Raw genomic sequence first — 22426 nt, forward strand, 5'->3', positions numbered from 1 at the left:
AAATGCTAATGACATCGACAAATCATTAACATTTGGAGCGGAGAGTATTACCGGTTAGGTCACAGCGTTACGCTGCTGCCAGCGCGGATCCAAGTGATCTTCGGTGGCAATAACGTCACGAATTATTTGTACCGCCAACCAAATTTCATGGTAGCTGGTGTAAAGCGGAGTAAAGCCAAATCGAATGTAGTTAGGTGCTCTGAAATCCGCAATAACACCGCGTTCAATAAGCGCTTGGCACAAGCCATAAGCATGCTCAAACGCATAAGCCAGTTGACTGCCGCGCTGAGCTTCTTGCTCGGGTGCAATACACTGCAGCATTTGAGTCAGGCCGGCATCGTGCAAAAGGTCATGGAAGAGTCGAGCCAGCCGTAATGATTTATCACGAACATCTTTCAGATCGACGTGATCAAATGCGGTCAACGCACCTTCGACTGCAACCATGGCGGTGACGGGTGGAGTACCCGCTAAGAACTGCCGAATGCCGGCAGCGGGTTGATAGTCGTTGCTAAATTCGAAAGGCTTAGCGTGTCCCATCCAGCCCCGCAGAGGCTGCTGCATGGTCGCATGATGGCGTTCGGCGGCATAGACGAATGCAGGTGCTCCAGGTCCACCATTGAGATATTTATAGGTACAACCCACTGCAAAATCTACTTGCCACTCGTCCAAGCATACTGGCATCGCACCCGCGCTGTGCGCTAAGTCAACGATGACCAAAATATTGTTTTCGTGTGCAAGTCGAGTCAGCTCGGCAATTGGCAAGCGACGCCCGGTACGGAAATTGACTTCAGTCACCATCAGAATGGACACATCATCAGTCAAGGTTGAATTGAGTTCTTTCTCTTCGACTAACTGCAACTCGCAATTACCTTTGCCGAGAAGATCTTGCAGGCCTTGAACCATATACAAATCGGTCGGGAAATTATCAACGGTTGAGATCACTTTATGGCGACGTTGACCGCGCGCGGTTTGCACTGACAATGCAGCAACCAGCGCTTTGGTTAAATTCACTGAAATCGAGTCGCAGCAGACTACTTGTCCGGTTGCTGCGCCAATCAGTTGACCAATTCGGTCACCGACTCGAAGCGGCAAATCGATCCATTGATGGGCATTCCAGCTGGTGATGAGATCTTGCCCCCATTCTTGCGTAACGGTTTGTTGGACGCGTTCTTGGGCGGCATGAGTGAGTAGTCCGAGGGAGTTGCCATCAAGGTAAATAGTCCCGTCAGGAATCACAAAGCGTTCGCGCACGTGCGCTAAAACATCTTCTGAATCGAGCTTGCGCGCGGCCGCTTCATTAATCATGGAATACCTCATCAAGCAGACTGACAAACTCAGCAAAGGCCGGTGTACCCGGGTGCACAAAGTCGAAGTGTCCAGCGTCGGGGACTTTAATTTTCCGCACTTTCGGTAAAGCGTCGGCTTGCGCGACCGGTACAATCGAATCGGCATCACTGTAGAGCAAAACCGTATTATCTACCACTTCATGTTTGGACGGGCTAGCCACCATATATTCCACCGGCAGTTCGTCGGGTTTACCTCCCATAAAGGCTGCGGCTGCTTGTTCACAGCCACTCTCTCCAGCACCATAGGCGGCCATATCCGTGATGGCGGCTAAACCAATGACTGCGCGCAAGTCGAGCTCAGTCTCTTGAGCGGCGAGCAATGCCAAGTGGCCGCCAGCGGAATGCCCAGCGAGTGCCACCTTAGAACGATCTAACTCAGCGGGAGCTGCAGAATTTAAGGCTTTTAAGCCAGCTTGAATGTCCAGCATTGAATAAGGCCAGCCACCACCGGTCTCGCCGGTTCGACGATATTCAATCGACCAGACGGCATACCCTTCTTGGGTTAATGCTGTCGCGAGGGCATGGGTGTGCTTGCTGTCATAAGATGAGAGCCAGCAGCCGCCGTGGACAAATGCCACAACTGGAACCGGTGATTCGGGCGTCGCTTCGCGTGGTAGCCACAGTTCGGCAAACTGAAAGGGAGACTCACCATAAGCGAACGTATCTAGGGGCGATCCTGTGGCTAGTTCGGTGACCGCGGTGTAGGAGACTTGCGGCTCTGTTGCGGGATATTCCTGAGCGCTTGCAGGTTGCGCCAAAGCTCCGCCAGCAAACGCGACAAAAGCGGAAAAAATTGCTGAAATGGTTGAGTCTGTGCGCATGTGTACTACCTCTGAATCAATGCTTTGGTGTAGTGCATCTGAATGCTGAAAAATCAGGGAAAAACCATACAAGTTATCCCCTGTAAAGACAATAAAATCTTCGGAAAATCCATCTGAAGAGGCGTACAATAGTGGCACTTATTCGAGTATCTGCAAGGATTTCGCATGACTCATCAGCATATTGTTGTGGTTGGGGGTGGCGCTGGCGGTCTAGAGTTAGTTACGCGCCTCGGTAAACACTATCGAAAGGACTCTCAGGTTCGGGTGACTCTAGTCGATAGAAACCTAACTCATGTCTGGAAACCCTTGTTGCATGAGGTCGCTGCTGGTGCTTTAGATGCTGATCTTGATGGTGTTGATTATCGGGTACAAGCGGCAGTAGCAGGGTTTCATTTTCAGCCTGGCGAACTCACGGCTGTCGACCGTGCGCAACAGCGTATTACCTTAGCACCCATCTGCAATGACCAAGGCGAAGCGGTCGTTGCGAGTCGGACCATCGAGTACACTAAGCTCGTGCTGGCGGTAGGTTCAGTCACCAATGACTTTGGTACCGAAGGCGCTGCTGAGCATTGCTATTTCCTCGATAGCGTCAAACAGGCGACTCGCTTCCATCACACCCTGATGAATACCTTTCTCTCGTTGCAGTCACAGCGATACCCACAGCCCCTGCAAGTCGCGATTGTGGGCGGTGGTGCCACCGGTGTTGAGCTCGCCGCTGAATTGCACAAATCTGCGGAATTGATCCGTGCTTATGGATTTGAAGATTTTGAGCTCACACAATTGCAAATCACCTTGATTGAAGCCGGACCGAGAATTTTGCCCGCGTTACCAGAGCGCCTCGCTTTGGCGGCGCAGCATGAACTCGAGCAATTAGGCGTGAAGGTATTAGTCGATACCGCGGTCACTCGAGTCACGGCGCAAGCTTTTGAGACTAAATCTGGAACCAGTATCACCGCGCCCCTCAAAATCTGGGCAGCCGGTGTTAAAGCGCCAAACTTCCTCAGTGCTATTGAGGGACTTGAATTCAATCGCGCCAATCAAGTGGTCGTGCGGGAAACGCTGCAAGCTAGCACTGACGACAATTTGTATGTAATTGGCGATTGTGCGGCATTTACTCAGCCGGATGGGAGTCGTGTACCGCCGCGGGCGCAATCGGCGCATCAAATGGCAACCGTCTGTGGTCGCAATATCATTCGTCAGTTAAGTGGTAAGAAGCTACAACCTTTTGTTTACCGCGATCGCGGCTCGTTGGTGTCACTGAGCAGCTACTCTGCAGTCGGCAGTCTGATGGGGAATTTAACGCGTGGTGCCATGATGGTCGAAGGCTGGCTGGCCCGCATCATGTACAAGTCACTGTATCGCATGCATCAAGTTGCCGTGCATGGCTACTTTAAAACATTTCTTTTTATGCTCGTGCAAGGCATCAACCGTCGCCTGCGACCAAAACTGAAACTTCATTAAATCAAGCCGGATTCGATGGCTTTGATAACGGCTCGGGTACGGTCGCGTACCCCGAGCTTGGCTAAAATCGTTGAGACTTGATTCTTCACCGTGCCTTCAGATTTGAACAGGGCTTCCGCGATTTCACGATTGCTACAGCCCGCGGCGAGCAAGCGTAAGATTTCAATTTCTTTGCTACTTAGCGGCTCCACTAGCGGTTCGTCCTGATGTTGCCCTCGCAGACCTTGCAAGCCGGATAGAATTCGTTCTGTAACAGTTGGATGGATCAAAGTTTCGCCGTTCGCAACGGCTAAAATGCCGTTGATCAGAATATCAAGCGAAACATCTTTCAGTAAGTAGCCTTTGGCGCCTGCTTCAAGCGCTTTGAGAATGAGTTGGTGGTCATCAAAGGTGGTCAGCATGATCACCGGACATTTGAATCCCTGTTGTTTCATTGCTTCAACCGTAGCAATGCCGTCACGACCCGGCATGCGGATATCCATCAATACGACATCAGGCTGGCAGGTTGCCATTGCCGTCAGTGCCGCATCACCACTCGCTGCTTCGCCGATAACTTGCACCCGGTCATCCAACTGCAACAAACTAATAATACCTTGCCGAACCAGGTTCTGGTCATCTACCACCAACACGCTAACGGTCATGAGTCGATCCTCGCTTGCGCTTGAATGCGAACAAAGCCGCCTTGAGTATTAATCTGACAATTGCCTCCAAGAGCATGCCAACGCTCGCACATACCGGTTAAGCCGTTCCCGTGAGTAAGGGTGGCGTCGGCTTTGCCATTATCAGCGATATCTAACAACACTAAACCTTGGTCTTGTTGCAGGGTGATAGTCATCTGCGTGGCGTAACTGTGCTTCAGCGTATTCGTTATGGCTTCTTGAGCTGTTCGCAGCACCGCCTCAGCAAGGCGTAGGTCGGTGACTTGAATGGGCTCATCACAAACCACGTGCACTTGTACTGGAGTGACCGTGGTCGCGAGCTGTTGCAGTGACTCACAGAGCTTTAAATGGCCAGAGTCACGCATTTCCGAGACGGCCTCGCGAACATCGGCAAGTAGCAACTTCGCGATAGCATGACAGCGCTCAACCTGCTCACGCGCTTCGCCAGTGGTTTTGTGGCTGGCAATTTGCAGATTGATAGTCAGTGCGGTCAAGTGATGGCCGAGTAGGTCATGAATATTGCGAGAAATCCGCAGCCGTTCATCTTGTTTGCTTGCAGCCGCCAGTAACGCCTGGGTTGACCGTAACTCACGGTTAACGGCTTCAACTTCAGTGCGCGCTTTACGTTCGGTTAGTTGGGCCTGCATGGTCATCATGGCGAATAAATTAAAGGTCCAGAACAGTACAGCAGTCAGCAAACTACCAGACGCGTCCCAGTAGTAGCCGTAAATCAACCATAGTGGAATCGTCCACACAACCGATAGAGCGACAGCCCGATTAAAGGGCATGAAATAAGGAATTTGCGCGGACCAAATAACCGCGTAAATCGCGACGTAGTTAAAGGGCACAAGAAAATAACAGGCAATAATAATGCCGTACTGACCAAGCACGGCCCACACGCGTTGACGCACAGTTCGGGTTGGATGGTCATCGGTAGTGGCATATTCAAACAACCCAAAAAACAGCAGCATCAGCGCAGCGGTGCCGACCACATGCAACCAACCAAACCCTTTGATGGCAAGCAACCAACAGGCGCTCGCGCTCACCAACAGCCAAGTAATAAGAGCCGCAAAGCGATCGAGTCCGAAGTATTGATGAAACTTTTGAAGCCATGTTTTCATGTCAGCAGTATTGCATGTTGGAGTTCCGAGGCAATAGGCCAAAAGTCATTTTTCACGTTGTGACTTGTGGCACTGCACGAAGCCCTCACGCACGCCTAAAGTGGATCCTAGCTAATTAGGGCTGAGGAGGCTCACTATGGTCATGTTACATCAATCACTTTTTTGGCTGCACATTGTCTTTGGCACCATGGCACTGATTTTGTTTTGGGTTCCAGTATTGACTCGAAAAGGTGGACTTAACCACGTTCGCTTTGGTCGCTATTATTCATGGGTTATGTATACCGTGTCTTACTCGGCCATTATTATGGCGCTGATGGTTCTGGTGAACCCCGAGGCCGTAAAGCCGGGTATGCTCACCAATGCGACAAATCCCGAGCAAGTACTGTTGTTCGTGCGCAACTTTTGGGCGTTGTTACTCTTCCTGGGTGTGTTGGTATTGACGGGTATTTGGTATGGCAATCTTGTGATGCAGTGTAAGGCTGACCGTGAGCCTTTGCGTACCTGGTATCATTTGGCACTGCACCTCAGTCTTTTTATCGGCAGTCTTTGGTTGCTGTACATCTACTTCTTCAATCAAGGCATCATTCTCCATCTGATATTTGGTGGCTTGGGCGCGGTGAGCGTAGTGCAAACCTTTCGCTATATATTTGCTGAAGAGGTGACTCTGGCTGCAGTGTGGAAAGAGCATATGGGAGCGATGGTTGGAACCGGGATCGGTGCTTATACAGCCTTCCTGACTTTCGGTACGCGTCGCATATTCAGTGAAATGGGTGATTGGCAATGGTTGTTCTGGATCATCCCTGGAATCGTTGGTGCAACGGCAATTACGCTGCTTTCGAAACAATATGAAACGAAATTTAAGGGTAAAATGGCGCCAAAATCACGATAAAATGCGCCAGCCGCGTAAACTTTTCTGACGTTGAACTATACTTAAAGACAGGCAAACCAGTGCGTAAGGAGGTTACCATGCGTCTAATCATTGCCTGTCTTGCTGCTGTAGTCGTGGTGGGGTGCTCACAAACCCCAACTGCGAGCATGAAACAACGCGTCGTTGATGAAAATTACGTAGCTATGGTGGAAAATGCTGCGCAGAGCAATTCATCACGCGTGGAAGTGATCTGGATTAACCCACCTACTCAAGTTGTGGCTCAAACCGACAACATGAAGCCCTAGGGTTAATCCATTAAAGACAGGGATGTCTTTCTATTCCTGTTGAAACCGAGCTTCAATAGCTTGGTGGAGTTGCTTTTTCCCACCCAGCATAAATATCACTTCAGCAACAACAAATAATGGACCAATGGCTAAACCCATAATGTCGTCTACGAATGCGGGTTTTTTTCCTTCAAAGTAGTGGCCAATAAATTGAAACACCCAGCCCACTACAAACATTCCAATCCCTGCCGTTAGCCAGGCCGCGGTGCCGAGTTCGGCGATGCTGGCGCCAAACCAGACTGCTAAACCGAGCAATACTGTCATCAAAATGCCCAAAGCGACATCTAAATAAAGATAAAATAAAGCAGCGGCAATGCTCACAAGAATGGCCGGTGATAAGGCTATGTCCGCAATCATAAAGCTGGGCCGAGCAAGCAGTGTTTCTATACCTAACACTATTAATGGAATGCCAAATAAATGCGTGATGATATTGCGTTGATCTCTATGATACGCGGCGTATCCAGCCAGATGATCTGTTATTGTTTTCATTGTTGCTCACCTCTCATGAAGCTGTCAGTATAAAAACATTATCACAACGTACAGGGATTGCTAGCTATGCGTGAACAATTGGAACGCCGCGCATTTTTACTTTTACTCGCCGCCGTCACCATTGCTTTTGGATTTATATTAGAGCCGTTCTGGGGAGCTATTTTTTGGGCTTGCGCCGTTGCTGTTATTTTTGCTCCGTTACAAGCACTGCTGATGCGAAAGATTGGCGATAAGCCGAATACGGTGGCACTACTCACCTTAATGATTTGCATGACTATTGTCGTCATTCCAGTCATCTTTCTGTCGGTTGCATTTGTGCAGGAGGGGGTGCAATTTTATCAGCGTTTGAATTCTGGCGAGATCGATCCGAAGCAAATTCTGACCCAACTCCGTGATGCATTCCCGCTATTTGATCGTGCGCTTATTGAGCTAGGAATCGATACCGAGGGGCTGCGTGACCGCATTGCGAGTGCGGCCCTAGAGGTCAGCCGTTTCTTGGCTCGTGAGACTTTCACTATTGGTCAGAGTACCTTTAGCTTTTTGATTAGCCTCGCGTTAATGATGTATTTGGCGTTTTTCCTGCTCCGCGATGGCTCAAAGTTAGTCAAACTAATGATTCGTGCGTTGCCACTCGGGGATGAACGCGAACATGCACTCTTCCAAAAATTTGCTGAGGTGACCCGCGCCACGGTAAAGGGGAACCTCGTGGTTGCTTTGGTACAGGGTGCCTTGGGTGGATTTATCTTCTGGATCCTCGATATTCCAGGACCGCTGTTATGGGGCGTCGTGATGGCATTCTTGTCGTTGATCCCTGCCGTTGGCGCGGCGATTATCTGGTTTCCTGTTGGTCTTTATTTATACGCCACAGGCGATTGGATCAGTGCGACAGTGTTGATGGCCTATGGGGCAATAGTGATTGGATTAGCGGACAACGTATTACGTCCTATATTGGTCGGACGTGACACCAAGTTACCCGACTATGTCGTGTTATTTTCAACCATCGGCGGTATTGCGCTATTCGGTATTAATGGCTTTGTCATTGGTCCGCTGGTGGCCGCATTGTTTATGGCGACGTGGCAGATTTTCATGACCGAGTTCAATGCCGAGTAAGCACTGCTAGATTAGAGCGCCTGTGCATCAGCAGCATCGCTGCTGAGCACGGGACGCTGATAGCCGCCACTGACGCCATGATGGCTAAATACCCATTGCCAAACCTGCAAGTCTCGCGCTCGAAACGCCCCAGCGCAGCTTAATAAGTAATAGCGCCACATGCGCACAAAAGTGTCCCCCTTATCGGCTCGTATTTCATCCTCATGCTGAGCGAAATTGTGATACCACGCCATTAATGTCGGGTCATAATCGGCGCCAAAATTGTGAATATCCTCAGCGCAAAAGAGGTCGCGTGAGGCCTCGTCAATATGCGCCAAGCAGGGCAACTCGCCGTTGGGAAAGATATACTTGGTAATCCATGGGTCGGTGCCTTTGCGGTCCCTATTACGGCCGATCGTGTGCATTAAAAAGAGTCCGTTGGGCGCCAAGCAGCGCTTCGCAGCTTGCATATAGGTTCGATAATTGCGTTGCCCCACATGCTCGAACATACCCAGACTGACTATGGCATCAAATGATTCATTCAACTCCCGATAATCTTGCAGGCGAAACTCAATGGGGAGTCCTTGGCAGCGCTGGCGCCCGAGCTCAGTTTGCTCCTTTGATACGGTAATGCCGACACATTCAACGCCGTAACGCTCGGCGGCGTACTGCATAAACGATCCCCAACCGCAGCCGATATCGAGAACACGCATACCGGGTTGTAGCTGTAGTTTTTGGCAAACCAATTCAAGTTTATGTTCTTGTGCTTGTTCCAGTGAATGCGCGTGATGCCAATAGCCGCAGGTGTAAACCATTCTTGAGTCAAGCATGGCTTGGTAAAGTGGGTTGCCGATATCGTAGTGTCGTTGTCCGACTTCAAAAGCACGGCTTTTGCTTTGCAGATTAAAGAGGCGACTCTTGAGGTGATGCCAGAGCAATCGTGACGGGCGAATTTGTTCATGTAACTTGGCTCTGATGAGCCGATGAAACAATTCATCCAGTTGGGTGCAATCCCAAGCACCCGCCATGTAGCTTTCGCCAAGTCCTAAATTCCCGCGGGCGAGAATATCGGTAAACATCGACTCATCATGCACCTGAAGGTCCCAGGGGCGAGATCCGTTGATGGCGATATCTGCTTGTTCCAAGAGTTCGGTAACGAACGTTCTGGAGTTAGTCATGAATCCCTCCGACACAGAACACCTTCCGACTCATTGTAGTCGAAATCAGTGATATTTCCTGTGTCGGAGAGCGGTGTCCGTTAACGCGACTTCGCCGAGACGAACTCGGGATATGCCTCGACGCCACATTCGCTGATGTCGGCACCGTCATACTCAGCTTCTGCACTGACACGAATGCCAATGGTCATGCGTAGTACCCACCAGACAACTAAACTTGAGGCGAACACCCAACCAAAAATCACGCCAATGCCATAGAGTTGAGCCGTCAATGTGGCTTCTGGGTGCGTGAATGTGACCAATAACAAGCCATAGATACCGCAAACACCATGCACCGAAATGGCACCCACCGGATCATCGATACGAATACGGTCGACTGCAATAATAGAGACAACCACCAGCAAACCAGCGCCGACACCAATCAAGGTTGCGACCAGGTGAGTGGGGGCCGCAGGCTCTGCGGTAATGGCGACGAGTCCAGCGAGCGCGCCGTTAAGAATCATCGTCAAATCAGCCTTCCGCCAAATCAAGAAGGTGAGTACATAGGCAGCAATCGCTCCTGCGGCAGCTGCCATATTGGTATTGACGAAGATAGTCGCAACCGCGTTGGCATTATCAATGCTCGACAGTGCAAGTTGTGAGCCACCATTGAAGCCGAACCAGCCCAGCCACAATATCAACGTACCCAGGGCGGCCAAGGGCATGTTGGCGCCAGGAATAGCGTAGATACGGCCGCTGTGTCCATATTTCCCTCTGCGCGGACCAAGCAGTAGCACACCGGCCAGCGCTGCTGCTGCGCCAGCCATATGGACAATGCCCGAGCCGGCAAAATCGATGAAGCCTGCCTGTGAGAGGAAACCGCCGCCCCAAGTCCAACTGCCTTCAATGGGGTAAATCACTGCAGTCATGACCACCGTGAACAGCAGAAAGCTGGTCAATTTCATCCGTTCTGCCACGGCGCCGGAGACAATGGACATAGCCGTTGCGACAAACACAACCTGAAAGAAAAAGTTTGCGGCGGGTGCGTAGCTCTCGGTAGTTACGGGACCATACATCCACTCATAACCGACCAGTAAATAGCAAACGCACGCAAGCGCATATAACAGAATATTCTTAACCAATATTTCCGTCGTATTTTTGCTGCGCACGAGCCCAGCTTCAAGCATGCTAAATCCAGCAGCCATCCACATCACAAGCGCTGCGCTAATGAGCAGATAAAACGTGTCTAGCGCGTAGGCAATAGATTCAATAGTCATGATGCTCTCCTTTAAATGGCTTCCGCGTCAATTTCGCCAGTTCGAATGCGAACGACTTGAGTGAGTGGCATCACGAAAATTTTTCCGTCGCCTGTATTACCCGTGTGACTGGACTCCTGAATGGTCTCGACTACGCTCTCCAGTTGTTCTTCTGTGACCGCAATATCGATGCGAATTTTCGGCAGAAAATCGATTCGATATTCGGCTCCACGATACAACTCGGTGTGACCTTTCTGGCGTCCGAATCCGCGCACTTCGGTAATCGTCATACCGTTGCAGCCAATTGCCGCGAGTGCTTCGCGCACATCGCTCAACTTGGCAGGTTTGATGATGGCTATAACTAGATGCATGGCATGTCCTTTTATAATGTTGTTAGTGAGGTACCGCTTATCGCAGTCTGAACATTGCAAAGTCGATGCCAACTCGAGATCTGCGTTACTTGTGGGTTTTGGGCGCGAAATAGACAGGAAGTTGCACCATTTTGGTGCGATGTTGATTAGATTTGCGTCAACATGAAGCGCATCCCACTCCGGAATGGCAACAAACTGGACAAGTGAAGGGGGAACTCGTAATGTTTTGACTCTTGATGTTGACGAAAGAGGTGTTGTGATGAGCGTAACTCGAATAACCTCAAATCTTATTCTTATCATGTTGCTCGTTGGGTGTCAGACAGCACCAACCCAGCGCTATAGCGATGCCCAACTTGCGCAATTGGATACCGTGAGCTTTATTCGCCCTTATGAGTTGTCTCGCAATGATGTGAGCTTTTCACCGTTGGGTGAAGTAACTGGGGAAAGTTGTCAAACGAGTTTGATGCAAGCGCCGGCTACCGAAGAAGATGCGTTGTTAGCCCTCAAATTAGCAGCAGCGGAGCGTGGCGCGAATGTGCTCGTTTTGCGACAATGCGAGGCAGTAGAAATTGATGGCTGTAGCTCGGCTTGGATGTGTATCGGTGATGCGCATCAAATGCAGCCGCTCCAGTAATAACTCGTCAGAACAAGGAATAATCCATGCAAGTAGCACAGCGTCCGGCTGATCTGATTGGCCAAACGGATCTGCTCCGACTGCGGTCGTTATCTGAACTGACAGGTTGCGACATCTACGTCAAACTTGAATCACAAAATCCCGGCGGTTCGATAAAAGATCGTGCCGCCTTGCAAATGATCAAAGATGGTTTTGATCGCGGCGAATTGAAGCCGGGCATGACCGTGGTCGAAGGGACTGCCGGGAATACGGGTATTGGTTTAGCTCTCGTAGCGCGGTCTTTCGGCTTGAACATGTTAGCGGTGATGCCGAACGATCAAACCAAAGAAAAAGAACGCATGATAACGCTACACGGTGCTGAGCTGAAAACAGTGCCGCCAGTGCCATTTCGAGATGAAAACCACTTTTATCACACCGCGCGGCGGCTGGCTGAAAGTCGTGATGATTGTTGGTGGGCCAATCAGTTTGAAAATACCAGTAACGCCCGCGCGCACTACCTCAATACCGGTCCTGAAATTTGGCAGCAAACGCAGGGTAAGATCGATATATTAGTCTCCGTTGCTGGCACCGGTGGGACGATTGCGGGCAACTCGATGTATCTCAAGGAACAGAACCCAGATATTCAAGTGTGGCTTACCGACCCCGACGGCTCTGGTATTTATAGTTACTTAAAAACCGGTGAGTATGTCTCCAAAGGTGGTTCCATGACCGAAGGGATCGGAATTATGCGATTGGTCGCGAATTTCCGCCAAGCGCAAATTGATGCCGCGGTGAATTTACCTGATCAAGATTTGCTGACCATCTCGCGGTATGTCCGCGACCATGATGGGTTAGTGTTGGGCAGTAGCTCTGCATTGAACGTTGCTGGCGCCCTGTGCGCAGCAGCCTTGCATGGCCCCGGCAAAACCATTGTCACTTTTGCCTGTGACTTGGGTGAACGTTCCGCCAGTAAGCTCTATAACCCTGAGTATTTGCAGCAGCGCGATTTAAGTTTGGACTTAGAGCCAATGGAATCGATGCTCGCTCGTTATGCTCAGAAACACACTGAGGTGTGGTATCGCCATGGCTAAATGGGTTGTCATTGGTTACACACTGCTGCTCATGCTGACGGAAGTTGCAGCCGCTCAGCAGTTGCAACCGTTGATGATTGCCCATCGTGGTGCATCAGGGTATGCCCCTGAACATACCGCGACCGCAGTTACGCTCGCGCATGGCATGAATGCCGATTATATCGAACAGGATGTTGTACTCAGCCGTGATCATGTGCCCGTTGTGTTACATGATCTGAAGCTCGATGCGGTCTCCAATGTCGCCACCGTATTCCCAGATCGTAAACGCCCCGATGGGAGCTATTACGTGTTGGATTTCACATTTGCCGAGTTACAGCAATTAACGGTGAAAGAGCGCTTTGACCCAACTACTCAGCAGCGTGTGTATCCACAGCGATTTCCGCATAGCTATGCGAGTCATCGTATTATGAGTTTGGCACAGCAGTTGGAACTCATTCGTGGCTTAAACGTCAGCCGCAACAAGAATATTGGCGTCTATATCGAAACGAAGGCGAGTCGCTGGCATCGGCAACAGAACTATGATGTGGTCGCGGCGGTGGTCAAAGTCTTGAACAAATACGGTTATCTCGAACCGGTACCGCCAACGCCAATATACTTGCAAAGCTTTGAGCCGGAAGATCTGCGCCGACTGCAACGTGAGTTTTATGTGGAGTTGCCGCTGGTTCAGCTGGTCGCCGAGAATAGCTGGAACGAGAGCCCGACCGATTATGCTCCCATGCGCACGGCAGCTGGTCTTGAATCGTTATCGACACATATCGATGGCGTTGGCGTATGGCTAGGACATTTGGTGAAAGGCGTAACCGAAGAGGGAGTGATTGAACTCACTGATCTGATTCAAGATGCGCATTCTGCAGACCTCAAAATACACGTCTATACCTTGCGCCGCGATGCACTTCCTAAAGGAGTGACGGATTATCAGTTGCTCTTAGATACCCTAGCAGCTGCTGGAGTCGACGGGCTATTTAGTGATTTCCCGGACTTGCGTCCGTCCATGACAAGCGCATCCGATACCCATCTGTCCCGTCATCGTAGTATTCCGGCAGCAGATCAGTAACCGCGAAGTCGAGTTTTTCATAGAGCGCGATTGCTCCAGCATTATCGACTTTAACTTCGAGTGATAAAGCACGCGCACCATGTTCGCGAGCCATGTTAATGGCTGCTTCCAATAACGCTCGGCCGAGTCCAGTTCCACGTGCTTCAGGCGCTGTGGCAATCGAATAGAGACGCCACACCTGACTATTACGACGGGTCAGCAGCAGGGTATAACCCACTAATTCCTGCGTAGGAACCAAGCGCGCTATGGTGAAATGTCCTGAAGAACCGCGAATGAGTCGCTGAAAACTACGGCGACCCATGCGGCTATAATCAAAGCAGCGGGCTTCAAGTGCGACCAGGTCATCCACATCGGCAAGGGTTGCCGATTGGATGACCCAAGTAGACGGATTACTTTTCATCGAGACGACGGAAGAAATCTCGCATGATGATGTGATAAAGCTCATCACCCAGCAATTGGTCCTCAACCCCTGAGTCAATCGACGGATTGTCGTTGATCTCGATAATCACTGGGCCTTTGTCGGTAACCTTCATGTCTACACCGTACAAACCATCGCCAATTAAGCGAGTAGCCTGCAAAGCTGTTTTGACGACCTCTTTCGGTACCTGATGCACACCAACCGTTTCAAAACCACCCGACTTCGTGCGACCGCCGGTAGGGCTGCCGTGGTTGTAAATTTGCCAATGATTCCGTGCCATAAAATACTTACAGGCATAAATCGGGCGATTGTTCAGGATACCAATGCGCCAGTCGTAATCAGTACGCACAAACTCTTGTGCGAGCAAAATAGTCGATTTGGCAAACAGCTCTTTGGCGACGCGACGGAATTCTTCGACGTTCTCGGCTTTTTCGACACCAATGGAAAATGAGCCATCTGGAATCTTCAACACGACTGGATAACCTAGGCGTTCGCCTATGGCTTCGTAATCGATGTCTTGCTGACTTAACAATAGCTCGGTGCGTGGCGTCGGAATACCGTGCTTGTCGAGCAGCTCTTTCAAGAACACTTTATTCGCGCACTGTAGAATAGAGTTTGGTGCGTCAATCACCACCATCCCATTGGCTTCGGCTTTCTTCGCGAAGTGATAGGTGTAGTGGTTGATTCGCGTTGTTTCGCGAATAAACAGTGCGTCAAATTCGAGCAATCGGTTGTAGTCATCGGCGGTGATTAGCTCAGCATCAATATCCGCTTCCTTCGCAGCTTTGATAAAGCGTTGTAGCGCTTTTTTGTCGCTCGTCGGAATCGGCTCCTCAGGGTCGTGCAGTATCGCGAGATCATAACGATATTCTTTTGGCGCACGCGCTTTCCGCCACACGCGCTTGCTAAAGCTATCGAGGGCGTTGCCAAAGAAAGTTTGCTGGGCATCGTCAAGCTCTGACAGTTTCTCTGCTTGTAGCTTGCTGATAAACCAACGACCTTGATAGCTAAACTCAACCGACAAAAGAGGGGTTGGATAGCGGTCAAAAATTTGTCGGGCAAAATTCGCCAACAACGGATTCTCAGTCTGCCCAAAGCAAATCAAGATGTGTAATGGCTGAGATTGATCCGAGCTATTCAATACCTTGAGCAATTGTTTGTCGGTATTCGCGAGTAACAATTGATAGTGCGAAAAGTTCGCCAAATCATTGATGGTCGATACCGATGGCAAGACGCGCTGTCCGCGTGCCTCTGCGAGCAAACTGACATAATAGCCAGTCGATAAATAGCTCAAATCACCACAAAGATTGAGCAGTTGCGTTCGTGTTTTAGACGACTGCTGCTGCAGAAATTCGCTGGCGGTGATAATAGATTGGCTCGGATAATAAGGTTGCCAATCGGTAATGTCTTCCAAAATGATGAGCGCAGAGTTTTGCATAGTTGCTCCGTGTGAGTGTGCGGCGCATTTGTAAGGCTATTCAGCCTAAAACACAAGCAAATAATAGTCTAATTTCACGTAAATTTTTCGTTCATTGTCGGAATGTACGCTATTCTTTGAAGTCATAGAAAGCAGTAACTTGATAGGAGTCAAATGGAATGCTGACTTTGCTTGCTCGTTTCCTCAAAGCATTAAATTCCGAAACCGGCGCTTGGGCACTCGCGTTTGCGTTTGTGCTCGGGATGATCATGGGCTTCACACCGCTTTTTCGAGTCCATAACCTTGCCATTTTGCTCATCGCATTATTGTTTCGCATCAATCTCTCTGGCTTTTTGGTCAGTTGGATGATTTGCTCAGGTATTGCTTACCTGCTGGACCCTTGGTTCCACTCGATTGGTAGTGCCGTGTTGCAAGCAGAGTCATGGCAACCGGTCTGGCAAGCAATGTACGAATCAGCCTGGTGGCGCGTACTGCAATATCACCACTCTATCACTATGGGCAGTATTATTGTGAGTCTGTGCTTCGCACCCTTTCTCGCTATTATTAGCTACTTCTTGGTTACCCAATACCGATTGCGTATTCAACGATGGTTCTTGAAGTTACGACTTGTGCAAGCGCTGCGCGCGAACAAGTTTTGGGCTATCTACTCAGATTTGCGGGGGTAACTGATATGACTACCAATATTCGTCAAAGCGCTATTCGCTGGCCAGGACTCGCAGCTTTCTTGATTATTGTGGGGCTGTTAGTTGCCTTCAGTTGGTTGTTACTAGATACCATTATTAAGTGGTCTCTTGAGCGTTCTCTGGGCACGTTAAATGGTGCCGAGGTCAATATTGAGCGTGTTGAGCATACTTGGGTACCGCTGGGCGTTCGAATCGAACGCATTCAAGTAACCGACCCGCTCACACCGACCATGAATCGTGTCGTGATTGGCGCTGTAGAGGGGACGATGAACGTCGAGCAACTCCTGCTCGGCCGCTTACATTTTGAAAATGTAGTGAGCACCGGTATTCGCGTGCAACAGCCTCGCGAGAGCGAAGGTGAGGTCTATCAAGTTCCCAATCGTGAGGATATTGAAGGGTGGGCGAAGCAGGGCTTAGCCGCATTAAATTTAGAAGTACCCAGCACGGATAAAATACTCGAGCGGATGGAGCTCAAAACTCCTGCTGCAATAAGCGCTGCGGAAGAGGCTTTTGCAACGCAGAAAGAACGAGTCAACGAGGCGCGTTCGCAACTTCCGAGCGAGGAAAAGATAAAAGCGTATGAGGCTAAGGTCAAAGCTCTGACTGAATCTGACATCAAAACGCCACAAGAATTGGTCGCCAAGCGCGAGGAGTTTGCGGCACTGAAGGAAGAGTTCGAAAAAGATAAGAAGGCGTTGCTGAGCTTTAAGGAAACAGTCACCGACGCTGTTGAACAACTCCAAACGCAGTTTGCGGCAGTCAAAGATGCACCGGCTCAAGATATGGCGCGCGTGCGGGAATTGATGCAACTCAATAGTGCTGGGCTAACCGAAATTACGGCACTGCTATTTGGTGATCAGGCACGCGTGTGGAGTAACTATATGTTGCTTGCTTACGAGCAACTGGCGCCAATGTTGGCTCGCTCAGCCGATGCTGCTGCTATCAAACCACAGCGCGGTGAAGGCGTTTGGTTTTCCTTTACCGGCGCCAATGCACCGCCTGATTTCCTGATCAAGCTTGCGGACACTGAGTTTGCGTTTGGTGAAACCATTTTGGATGTGCAGTGGAACAACATCACCCATCAACATGAACAGTTGGGGCAACCGACAACATTCCGGGCGCGCGCTGACAACACACAGTTGTGGAGTTCGTTCAACTTGAATGGTGAGCTGGCGCTGGGCGCTGAAGGTGTTGATGCGCGGCAACAGTGGCAGCTCAAAGGTGTGAAGCTCGACAATTTGGCATTGAGCGAAAGCGCAGAGTTTGCAGCCAATATCGTCGCTGCTTTGCTGGATAGCGAAGGTTCTGTTGCGCTGCGCGACAGTGCCCTAGATGGCAATGCAACGATACGGCTAGCCGATATGCAAGTGACAGCTAATGCCGAAAATCGTTGGGCTCAAGTGGTCGCTTCAGCGTTACAAAGCCTCACTCGCTTGGATATACAGACATCGATTGCGGGCAGTATGACTCAACCGACGTTTAACTTACGCTCTGACCTAGACCGTCAACTAGGCAGCGCATTGAAGTCGGCTGCATTGCAAGAAGTCGAGCCAGAATTGGCGAGCTTACGGGCGAAACTGCAAGAGCAAACGGGTGGCTTCTTGGGTGAAAACGAGGAAGAACTGAGCGAGTTGGTGGGGCTACTCACAACGGCTGAAAATCGCGAAGCGCGGTTGCAAGAACTGCTCGAAGCGAAAATTCAAAACAAACTTGAAGATCAAGTCAAAGACCGCCTCAAGGGACTCCTCAACGGCGGTTAAATAAAAAAGCGAATAGCATGACGCTATTCGCTTTTTGGCTACTTGCTCTAGTTATTAGCTACTCGTTATTCGTTATTCGCTATTCGCTATTCGCTATTCGTTATTCGTTATTCGCTTTTCGCTAGTAACTAGTAACTAGTAACTAGTAACTTGTAGCTAGTCACTTTCTATGAACGCCTTCAGTGTTTCCGCTTTCGTTGGGATGCTGAAGATACCATCCAGATGTCCCCAGATACCCTGAATTTCTTCATACTGCGGTGCTTTGCCTTGTTCTTCCAGAATCGCGACGGTTTGCTTCGCGAGATAGGGTTGCAGCAGCAAGTCATTGGTGGCCGGCAAAAACAGCGTTTTCGCGGTGATGTTACTCAAGCCTTTGGCCAGACTTTCATCGTGACCTGCAACGAACAGCTGGTTGGCGCGAACTAAGTACAACAAGTGATTGGCATCGGCCAGTGGTGCGCGACCCGCCGCTGCGCCAAACAAGTAGCTGACGGCTGGAAGGTCGGTCATGACGCTATCCAATCCAGCATCTGGCAGCACATCTTGCTTGGGTGCTTGCATGTTCATGATGGTTGGATGCATCGCTTGCTGAGTGATCATAGCTAGCGTGCTAGTGACGCCAGTCAGCGGGGCTTCACCGCTGTAGTAATCACCTTGGTTCCAATTTGGGTCCGCTTTAATTGGCCGCGCCCAGTGCTCCAGTGCCATGATAGTCCATGCGTCCATGGCTCCGGTGCCAATCACCGACACCATACGTTCAACCGAATCCGGATATGCAGCAGCCCATTCGATAGCTTGGAGCGAGCCCATCGAAGCACCGACCACCGCGTGCAATTTCTCAATGCCTAGACTCTCAAGCAACGCCTTTTGCACGTTCACAAAGTCGCGAATCGTGACCACTGGGAAGTCAAGGCCATAAGGCTTACCAGTTGCCGGGTTGATAGACTTAGGACCTGTAGTGATAACATTTGGATCGCCTGGGAAGGCGTTAACGAGTGTATCTGAGCTCACCACATAGTACTTGTTGGTATCGATGGCTTTACCCGGACCGATAATACTGTCCCAGTAGCCTGGTAGCGGATCAGTCTCAGCATATTTACCTGCCGCGTGACTGTTACCCGAGAAAAAGTGGGTGATTAGAATCACGTTATCTTTGGTTTCATTGAGCTCGCCATAAGCTTCCCAACCAACCGTCACTTCTGGAATTGTCTCGCCGCCAACCGTCACATAATCAGCCATAGTGAAAGCTTGCTTCTTGACGATGAGCTCGGCGTGAGCTGAGTTCATACTTAATAGCAGCACCGCCGCAATCCAATAAATACGCATTTTCATGAGTGTTGCTCCAGTAGGTAATTCGCATACTGCTTGCGCAGTTCATTCTTGATTAACTTGCCAGTGCCCGTATGGGGGAGTTCGTCGACAACAATGACGTCGTCGGGCATCCACCATTTGGCAATTTTGTCCTGCAGGAATTCTAGGACTATCTCTTTACTCACTGTCATGCGCGGATTTGCTACCACGAATAACAATGGACGTTCATCCCACTTCTCGTGTTTGACACCAATCACGCAGCTTTCGTTAACCGCAGGGTGTTGGCTACAGATATTTTCGATTTCGAGTGAACTAATCCATTCGCCGCCACTTTTGATGACGTCCTTTTTGCGATCGACCACTTTCATGTAACCATCGGCATCAATCACCGCAATGTCACCGGTAGCGAGCCAACCATCGGCAAAAGTGTCGGCATCATCGCGTCGATAGTAGCTGCTCGCAATCCATGGGCCACGCACTCGCAATTCTCCACTGGTGACACCGTCATGCGGTAAGGCTTGACCATTAGCGTCGACAATTTGCATATCGACTCCGAAACAGGCTCGCCCTGCTGTGGTTTGAATGGCGTATCGCTCGGCTGCAGGCCGCTCCAGCAAGCTGGGTTCAGGCGGCGCTGAACAGGCTAGCGGACCCGTTTCGGTCATGCCCCAAATAGGTTGCCAATACACGTTGTAGAGTGTGTCGTAGGTTTGCACTAATCCGAGTGGTGACGCAGCTCCACCGACACAGACACGCTCGAGTGATTCCATAGTTTCACCCGAAGTGCGCAAGTAATTATGCAAAGTCAGCCAAATAGTCGGAACACCTAATCCAACTGTCACCTGTTCCTGTGTGATGAGCTCAAACATCGCAGGTCCATTCATACCCGCGCCGGGCAACACCAACTTACAGCCCGATAAAGGTGCGGCATAAGGGGCTCCCCAAGCACCTGCATGATACATAGCGACCATAGGCATTAACACGGTGTCTTGGCGAAGGTCGAGCAGTTCGCTGCTGACCGTAGCTTGGGCGTGAAGCACCATGGCTCGGTGAGAACTCAACACACCTTTTGGATTGCCCGTTGTTCCTGAGGTATAACAAAGCAGCGCACCACTGTCTTCGTGAATGGTCGGCCAAGCAAAGGTATCAGGCTGATCCCGCAGTAGCGCCTCGTAGCAATAAACAGGTAGTGGGAGACTTTCGGCTTGTGCCGGCAAGTGCTCTTCATCGCACAGAAAGATAATGCCTTTTACGGTAGTGAGCTGATCGGAAAATTCACTGACTAAGTCAGCGAAACCGATGTCCACAAAGAGCCACGTATCTGCGGCATCTTCAATGATCCACTGAATTTGGTCGGCAAAGAGACGCGGATTCACCGTATGCAGGATGGCACCGGAACCACTGACAGCATAGTAAAGCTCCAAATGCCGATAGGTATTCCAAGCCAAGGTAGCGACTCGCTCGCCTTCTTGCATTCCCAGCGCCTGCAATGCGTGGGCAAGTTGATTCGTGCGTGCATAGCAGTCTTGATAGGTGTAGCGATGAATATCTCCTTCCAGCCGACGGCTCACCACTTGTTGGTGTGGATGCCGCCGCACCGCATGCCGGAGTAGATCAATAATCAATAATTGGCTCGATTGCATTGCCCCAGGTACAGTTGGGACAGACTGAGTCGTTGATTCAAACATAACGGGTTACCCTACCACCAAATGAATAAGCCGATTGCCATCGCAAGCCCAATAAAGGGTACGACAACAGTGACTGCTGCGACAGGCCAGTAAGCAGCCTGATGGGTTTCACGACAAATTGCGCGAATGGTGGTCACGACATAACCATTGTGTGGCAATGAATCGAGAGCACCAGATGAAATAGCCACAATTCGATGGAGTTGGTCCGGGTTTACGCCAGCATCGATGTAATGCGGTCCCAACACCGGTAGCGCAATGGCTTGACCGCCTGATGCGGAGCCGGTTAAACCTGCAATAACACTGACCGCAACGGCCGCGCCCACCAATTCATTACCTGGCAGGCTAGTCATAAAGGCAACCGCTTCACCAAACGCGGGGGTAATTTTGGCGATACTACCAAAACCAACAACAGCGGCTGTGTTGCCAATAGCAATCAGCGCCCCAGTGGAAGCCTCCGCAATAGCAGAAGACACGTTGATAAAGTAACGATAGTTGATGATAGCAATTGCCAGTACACCACCAGTGAGTGCGATGATCAGAGCATTTTGCTTGAGTTCGTCGTGGAATAAAAAGCTTAAGGTCAGCACCACCATTAACGGCACCAAACCACTGACAGGGTGAGGTAGCTTACGATCAGCTATTTCAGGGTCACCCTCACGCGTTTCGAATCGCTCACCGTTAGCGACGGCTTTGTTGATGAGCTTACGTAACCACCAATAGCCGAAAATTGCCATGAAGACGGCAACCACAAGGCTGACCTCCCATGCTGCATAAGGCGAGGTGCCCAAGTATTGAATAGGAATCCAGTTCTGAATTTCCGGTGAGCCAGCGGAGGTCATCGTGAACGTGACCGAGCCAAAGGCAAGTGCTGCGGGAATAAAGCGGCGCGGTAAGTCGGCGTCTTTAAATAATGAGAGGGCCATGGGATAGACCGAGAAGGCCACCACAAATACGCTGACACCACCGTAGGTTAAAATGGCACAAGCCAAAACCACTGCTAATACAGCCTGCTGCCGTCCAAGTTTGCCGATAATCCAGCGTGCCACCGAATCCGCTGCGCCCGTATCTTCCATGAACTTACCGAATAAAGAGCCGAGCAAAAACATAAAGAACCAAGCCGCGACGAAACTGGCGAAGCCATCCATATATGCGCTTACAAAATTTACATCGCCGGTGAATAGCGGAACGTTGCTGCACAAAGCTACAATGACCGCGCACAATGGAGCGCTGATGAATAGATTCATACCGCGCAGCGTCAGGACGATGAGCAGGGCAAGCCCGCCAACCAAGCCAATCATGCTTAACATGCACTACCTCGTTATCATTTTTATGTGTATCAGGTATGCCACGACCCGTACGACGTTGCTCACTATGCGCGAGGGCCGCACAAT

22 protein-coding genes are annotated in these 22426 nt (G+C 50.4%); 9 read left to right on the forward strand and 13 right to left on the reverse strand.

All coding sequences use genetic code 11. From position 1 onward, the window contains the following. Positions 1 to 54: 54 nt before the first annotated feature. Both kynU and CWE22_RS10280 read right to left on the reverse strand, forming a co-directional pair. Positions 55 to 1305 (reverse strand): kynureninase, encoded by a 1251-nt coding sequence (gene kynU / locus CWE22_RS10275; RefSeq protein WP_211618697.1) that lies wholly within the window; start codon positions 1303 to 1305, stop codon positions 55 to 57. Continuing rightward, a complete protein-coding gene (locus CWE22_RS10280; protein WP_169931399.1) occupies positions 1298 to 2167 on the reverse strand; it encodes an alpha/beta hydrolase family protein in 870 nt (289 codons plus the stop codon). Before CWE22_RS10280 ends, kynU begins: the two co-directional genes overlap by 8 nt. Positions 2168 to 2332: 165 nt before the next feature. On the opposite strand from CWE22_RS10280, the gene CWE22_RS10285 reads away from it, so the two are divergent. Continuing rightward, a complete protein-coding gene (locus CWE22_RS10285) occupies positions 2333 to 3628 on the forward strand; it encodes an NAD(P)/FAD-dependent oxidoreductase (RefSeq protein ID WP_169931400.1) in 1296 nt (431 codons plus the stop codon). On the opposite strand, the gene CWE22_RS10290 is transcribed toward CWE22_RS10285, so the two are convergent. Beyond that, on the reverse strand, positions 3625 to 4269 hold the full coding sequence (locus CWE22_RS10290) for a response regulator (protein WP_169931401.1): 645 nt from the start codon (positions 4267 to 4269) through the stop codon (positions 3625 to 3627). The two genes, CWE22_RS10285 and CWE22_RS10290, sit on opposite strands and share 4 nt — an antisense overlap. Further along, complete coding sequence (locus CWE22_RS10295; RefSeq protein ID WP_169931402.1) at positions 4266 to 5408, reverse strand: sensor histidine kinase; 1143 nt, start codon at positions 5406 to 5408, stop codon at positions 4266 to 4268. Before CWE22_RS10295 ends, CWE22_RS10290 begins: the two co-directional genes overlap by 4 nt. Positions 5409 to 5544: 136 nt before the next feature. Between CWE22_RS10295 and CWE22_RS10300 the strand changes: the two genes are divergently transcribed. Both CWE22_RS10300 and CWE22_RS10305 read left to right on the forward strand, forming a co-directional pair. Continuing rightward, complete coding sequence (locus CWE22_RS10300) at positions 5545 to 6297, forward strand: hypothetical protein (RefSeq protein ID WP_169931403.1); 753 nt, start codon at positions 5545 to 5547, stop codon at positions 6295 to 6297. Between the two features lie 77 nt (positions 6298 to 6374). Next, positions 6375 to 6581, forward strand: coding sequence for a hypothetical protein (locus CWE22_RS10305; protein ID WP_169931404.1), 207 nt, complete (start codon positions 6375 to 6377; stop codon positions 6579 to 6581). 30 nt (positions 6582 to 6611) lie between these two features. Here the strand turns inward: CWE22_RS10305 and CWE22_RS10310 are convergent, their stop codons facing one another. After that, the gene (locus tag CWE22_RS10310) at positions 6612 to 7109 is read right to left on the reverse strand and encodes an Mpo1 family 2-hydroxy fatty acid dioxygenase (protein WP_169931405.1); all 498 of its coding nucleotides are present in this window, start codon (positions 7107 to 7109) and stop codon (positions 6612 to 6614) included. Positions 7110 to 7175: 66 nt separating this feature from the next. Here CWE22_RS10310 and CWE22_RS10315 point away from each other — a divergent pair, with 66 nt between their 5' ends. After that, positions 7176 to 8219 carry an AI-2E family transporter gene (locus CWE22_RS10315; RefSeq protein ID WP_169931406.1) on the forward strand — a complete coding sequence of 348 codons (1044 nt, stop codon included), beginning with the start codon at positions 7176 to 7178 and terminating at the stop codon, positions 8217 to 8219. An 11-nt stretch (positions 8220 to 8230) separates the two neighbouring features. Here the strand turns inward: CWE22_RS10315 and cfa are convergent, their stop codons facing one another. The 3 genes from cfa to CWE22_RS10330 all read right to left on the reverse strand — a co-directional run bounded on the left by cfa (position 8231) and on the right by CWE22_RS10330 (position 10979). Continuing rightward, complete coding sequence (gene cfa, locus CWE22_RS10320) at positions 8231 to 9376, reverse strand: cyclopropane fatty acyl phospholipid synthase (protein WP_169931407.1); 1146 nt, start codon at positions 9374 to 9376, stop codon at positions 8231 to 8233. An 80-nt stretch (positions 9377 to 9456) separates the two neighbouring features. Then, positions 9457 to 10629, reverse strand: coding sequence for an ammonium transporter family protein (locus tag CWE22_RS10325; RefSeq protein WP_169931408.1), 1173 nt, complete (start codon positions 10627 to 10629; stop codon positions 9457 to 9459). Between the two features lie 11 nt (positions 10630 to 10640). Then, positions 10641 to 10979: a P-II family nitrogen regulator gene (locus CWE22_RS10330; RefSeq protein ID WP_169931409.1), complete on the reverse strand. Its 339-nt coding sequence runs from the start codon at positions 10977 to 10979 to the stop codon at positions 10641 to 10643. A gap of 259 nt (positions 10980 to 11238) precedes the next feature. Here CWE22_RS10330 and rcsF point away from each other — a divergent pair, with 259 nt between their 5' ends. The 3 genes from rcsF to glpQ are packed head-to-tail and all read left to right on the forward strand — an operon-like array spanning position 11239 to position 13737. Then, a complete protein-coding gene (rcsF, locus tag CWE22_RS10335; RefSeq protein ID WP_169931410.1) occupies positions 11239 to 11613 on the forward strand; it encodes an Rcs stress response system protein RcsF in 375 nt (124 codons plus the stop codon). A gap of 26 nt (positions 11614 to 11639) precedes the next feature. Beyond that, entirely contained in the window at positions 11640 to 12683 is a 1044-nt protein-coding gene (locus CWE22_RS10340; protein ID WP_169931411.1) for a cysteine synthase A, read from the forward strand. After that, positions 12676 to 13737 (forward strand): glycerophosphodiester phosphodiesterase, encoded by a 1062-nt coding sequence (gene glpQ, locus CWE22_RS10345; RefSeq protein ID WP_169931412.1) that lies wholly within the window; start codon positions 12676 to 12678, stop codon positions 13735 to 13737. Before CWE22_RS10340 ends, glpQ begins: the two co-directional genes overlap by 8 nt. Here glpQ and CWE22_RS10350 read toward each other — a convergent pair. Further along, the gene (locus tag CWE22_RS10350; RefSeq protein ID WP_169931413.1) at positions 13646 to 14137 is read right to left on the reverse strand and encodes a GNAT family N-acetyltransferase; all 492 of its coding nucleotides are present in this window, start codon (positions 14135 to 14137) and stop codon (positions 13646 to 13648) included. The genes glpQ and CWE22_RS10350 overlap by 92 nt on opposite strands. Next, positions 14127 to 15593, reverse strand: coding sequence for a RimK family protein (locus CWE22_RS10355; protein WP_169931414.1), 1467 nt, complete (start codon positions 15591 to 15593; stop codon positions 14127 to 14129). The genes CWE22_RS10350 and CWE22_RS10355 overlap by 11 nt, the downstream gene beginning before the upstream one ends. A 158-nt stretch (positions 15594 to 15751) precedes the next feature. Here CWE22_RS10355 and CWE22_RS10360 point away from each other — a divergent pair, with 158 nt between their 5' ends. Continuing rightward, positions 15752 to 16258 (forward strand): TIGR03546 family protein, encoded by a 507-nt coding sequence (locus CWE22_RS10360; protein WP_169931415.1) that lies wholly within the window; start codon positions 15752 to 15754, stop codon positions 16256 to 16258. Positions 16259 to 16263: 5 nt separating this feature from the next. Then, positions 16264 to 18036, forward strand: coding sequence for a TIGR03545 family protein (locus tag CWE22_RS10365; protein WP_244596054.1), 1773 nt, complete (start codon positions 16264 to 16266; stop codon positions 18034 to 18036). Between the two features lie 156 nt (positions 18037 to 18192). On the opposite strand, the gene CWE22_RS10370 is transcribed toward CWE22_RS10365, so the two are convergent. Genes CWE22_RS10370 through CWE22_RS10380 form a run of 3 tightly spaced genes read right to left on the reverse strand, consistent with a single transcriptional unit; the run spans position 18193 to position 22342 of the window. Then, complete coding sequence (locus CWE22_RS10370; protein ID WP_244596062.1) at positions 18193 to 19362, reverse strand: E22 family MetX-like putative esterase; 1170 nt, start codon at positions 19360 to 19362, stop codon at positions 18193 to 18195. Positions 19363 to 19364: 2 nt separating this feature from the next. Continuing rightward, positions 19365 to 21035: a long-chain fatty acid--CoA ligase gene (locus CWE22_RS10375; RefSeq protein ID WP_244596055.1), complete on the reverse strand. Its 1671-nt coding sequence runs from the start codon at positions 21033 to 21035 to the stop codon at positions 19365 to 19367. Positions 21036 to 21046: 11 nt separating this feature from the next. Then, complete coding sequence (locus CWE22_RS10380; protein ID WP_169931417.1) at positions 21047 to 22342, reverse strand: GntP family permease; 1296 nt, start codon at positions 22340 to 22342, stop codon at positions 21047 to 21049. Between the last annotated feature and the right edge of the window lie 84 nt (positions 22343 to 22426).

Origin of the sequence: Pseudidiomarina aestuarii (genome assembly GCF_003987355.1) — a bacterium.
GTDB classification, from domain to species: Bacteria; Pseudomonadota; Gammaproteobacteria; order Enterobacterales; family Alteromonadaceae; genus Pseudidiomarina; species Pseudidiomarina aestuarii.

Excerpts from the sequence above, each read along its gene's own strand:
- CWE22_RS10355 (WP_169931414.1), bottom strand. The coding sequence starts at position 15,593 with ATGCAAAACTCTGCGCTCATCATTTTGGAAGACATTACCGATTGGCAA.
- CWE22_RS10325 (WP_169931408.1), bottom strand. The coding sequence starts at position 10,629 with ATGACTATTGAATCTATTGCCTACGCGCTAGACACGTTTTATCTGCTC.
- CWE22_RS10330 (WP_169931409.1), bottom strand. The coding sequence starts at position 10,979 with ATGCATCTAGTTATAGCCATCATCAAACCTGCCAAGTTGAGCGATGTG.
- CWE22_RS10340 (WP_169931411.1), top strand. The coding sequence starts at position 11,640 with ATGCAAGTAGCACAGCGTCCGGCTGATCTGATTGGCCAAACGGATCTG.
- CWE22_RS10305 (WP_169931404.1), top strand. The coding sequence starts at position 6,375 with ATGCGTCTAATCATTGCCTGTCTTGCTGCTGTAGTCGTGGTGGGGTGC.
- cfa (WP_169931407.1), bottom strand. The coding sequence starts at position 9,376 with ATGACTAACTCCAGAACGTTCGTTACCGAACTCTTGGAACAAGCAGAT.
- CWE22_RS10290 (WP_169931401.1), bottom strand. The coding sequence starts at position 4,269 with ATGACCGTTAGCGTGTTGGTGGTAGATGACCAGAACCTGGTTCGGCAA.
- CWE22_RS10375 (WP_244596055.1), bottom strand. The coding sequence starts at position 21,035 with ATGTTTGAATCAACGACTCAGTCTGTCCCAACTGTACCTGGGGCAATG.
- CWE22_RS10380 (WP_169931417.1), bottom strand. The coding sequence starts at position 22,342 with ATGTTAAGCATGATTGGCTTGGTTGGCGGGCTTGCCCTGCTCATCGTC.
- CWE22_RS10360 (WP_169931415.1), top strand. The coding sequence starts at position 15,752 with ATGCTGACTTTGCTTGCTCGTTTCCTCAAAGCATTAAATTCCGAAACC.
- CWE22_RS10300 (WP_169931403.1), top strand. The coding sequence starts at position 5,545 with ATGGTCATGTTACATCAATCACTTTTTTGGCTGCACATTGTCTTTGGC.
- CWE22_RS10365 (WP_244596054.1), top strand. The coding sequence starts at position 16,264 with ATGACTACCAATATTCGTCAAAGCGCTATTCGCTGGCCAGGACTCGCA.
- glpQ (WP_169931412.1), top strand. The coding sequence starts at position 12,676 with ATGGCTAAATGGGTTGTCATTGGTTACACACTGCTGCTCATGCTGACG.
- rcsF (WP_169931410.1), top strand. The coding sequence starts at position 11,239 with ATGAGCGTAACTCGAATAACCTCAAATCTTATTCTTATCATGTTGCTC.
- CWE22_RS10285 (WP_169931400.1), top strand. The coding sequence starts at position 2,333 with ATGACTCATCAGCATATTGTTGTGGTTGGGGGTGGCGCTGGCGGTCTA.
- kynU (WP_211618697.1), bottom strand. The coding sequence starts at position 1,305 with ATGATTAATGAAGCGGCCGCGCGCAAGCTCGATTCAGAAGATGTTTTA.
- CWE22_RS10370 (WP_244596062.1), bottom strand. The coding sequence starts at position 19,362 with ATGCGTATTTATTGGATTGCGGCGGTGCTGCTATTAAGTATGAACTCA.
- CWE22_RS10310 (WP_169931405.1), bottom strand. The coding sequence starts at position 7,109 with ATGAAAACAATAACAGATCATCTGGCTGGATACGCCGCGTATCATAGA.
- CWE22_RS10350 (WP_169931413.1), bottom strand. The coding sequence starts at position 14,137 with ATGAAAAGTAATCCGTCTACTTGGGTCATCCAATCGGCAACCCTTGCC.
- CWE22_RS10295 (WP_169931402.1), bottom strand. The coding sequence starts at position 5,408 with ATGAAAACATGGCTTCAAAAGTTTCATCAATACTTCGGACTCGATCGC.
- CWE22_RS10315 (WP_169931406.1), top strand. The coding sequence starts at position 7,176 with ATGCGTGAACAATTGGAACGCCGCGCATTTTTACTTTTACTCGCCGCC.
- CWE22_RS10280 (WP_169931399.1), bottom strand. The coding sequence starts at position 2,167 with ATGCGCACAGACTCAACCATTTCAGCAATTTTTTCCGCTTTTGTCGCG.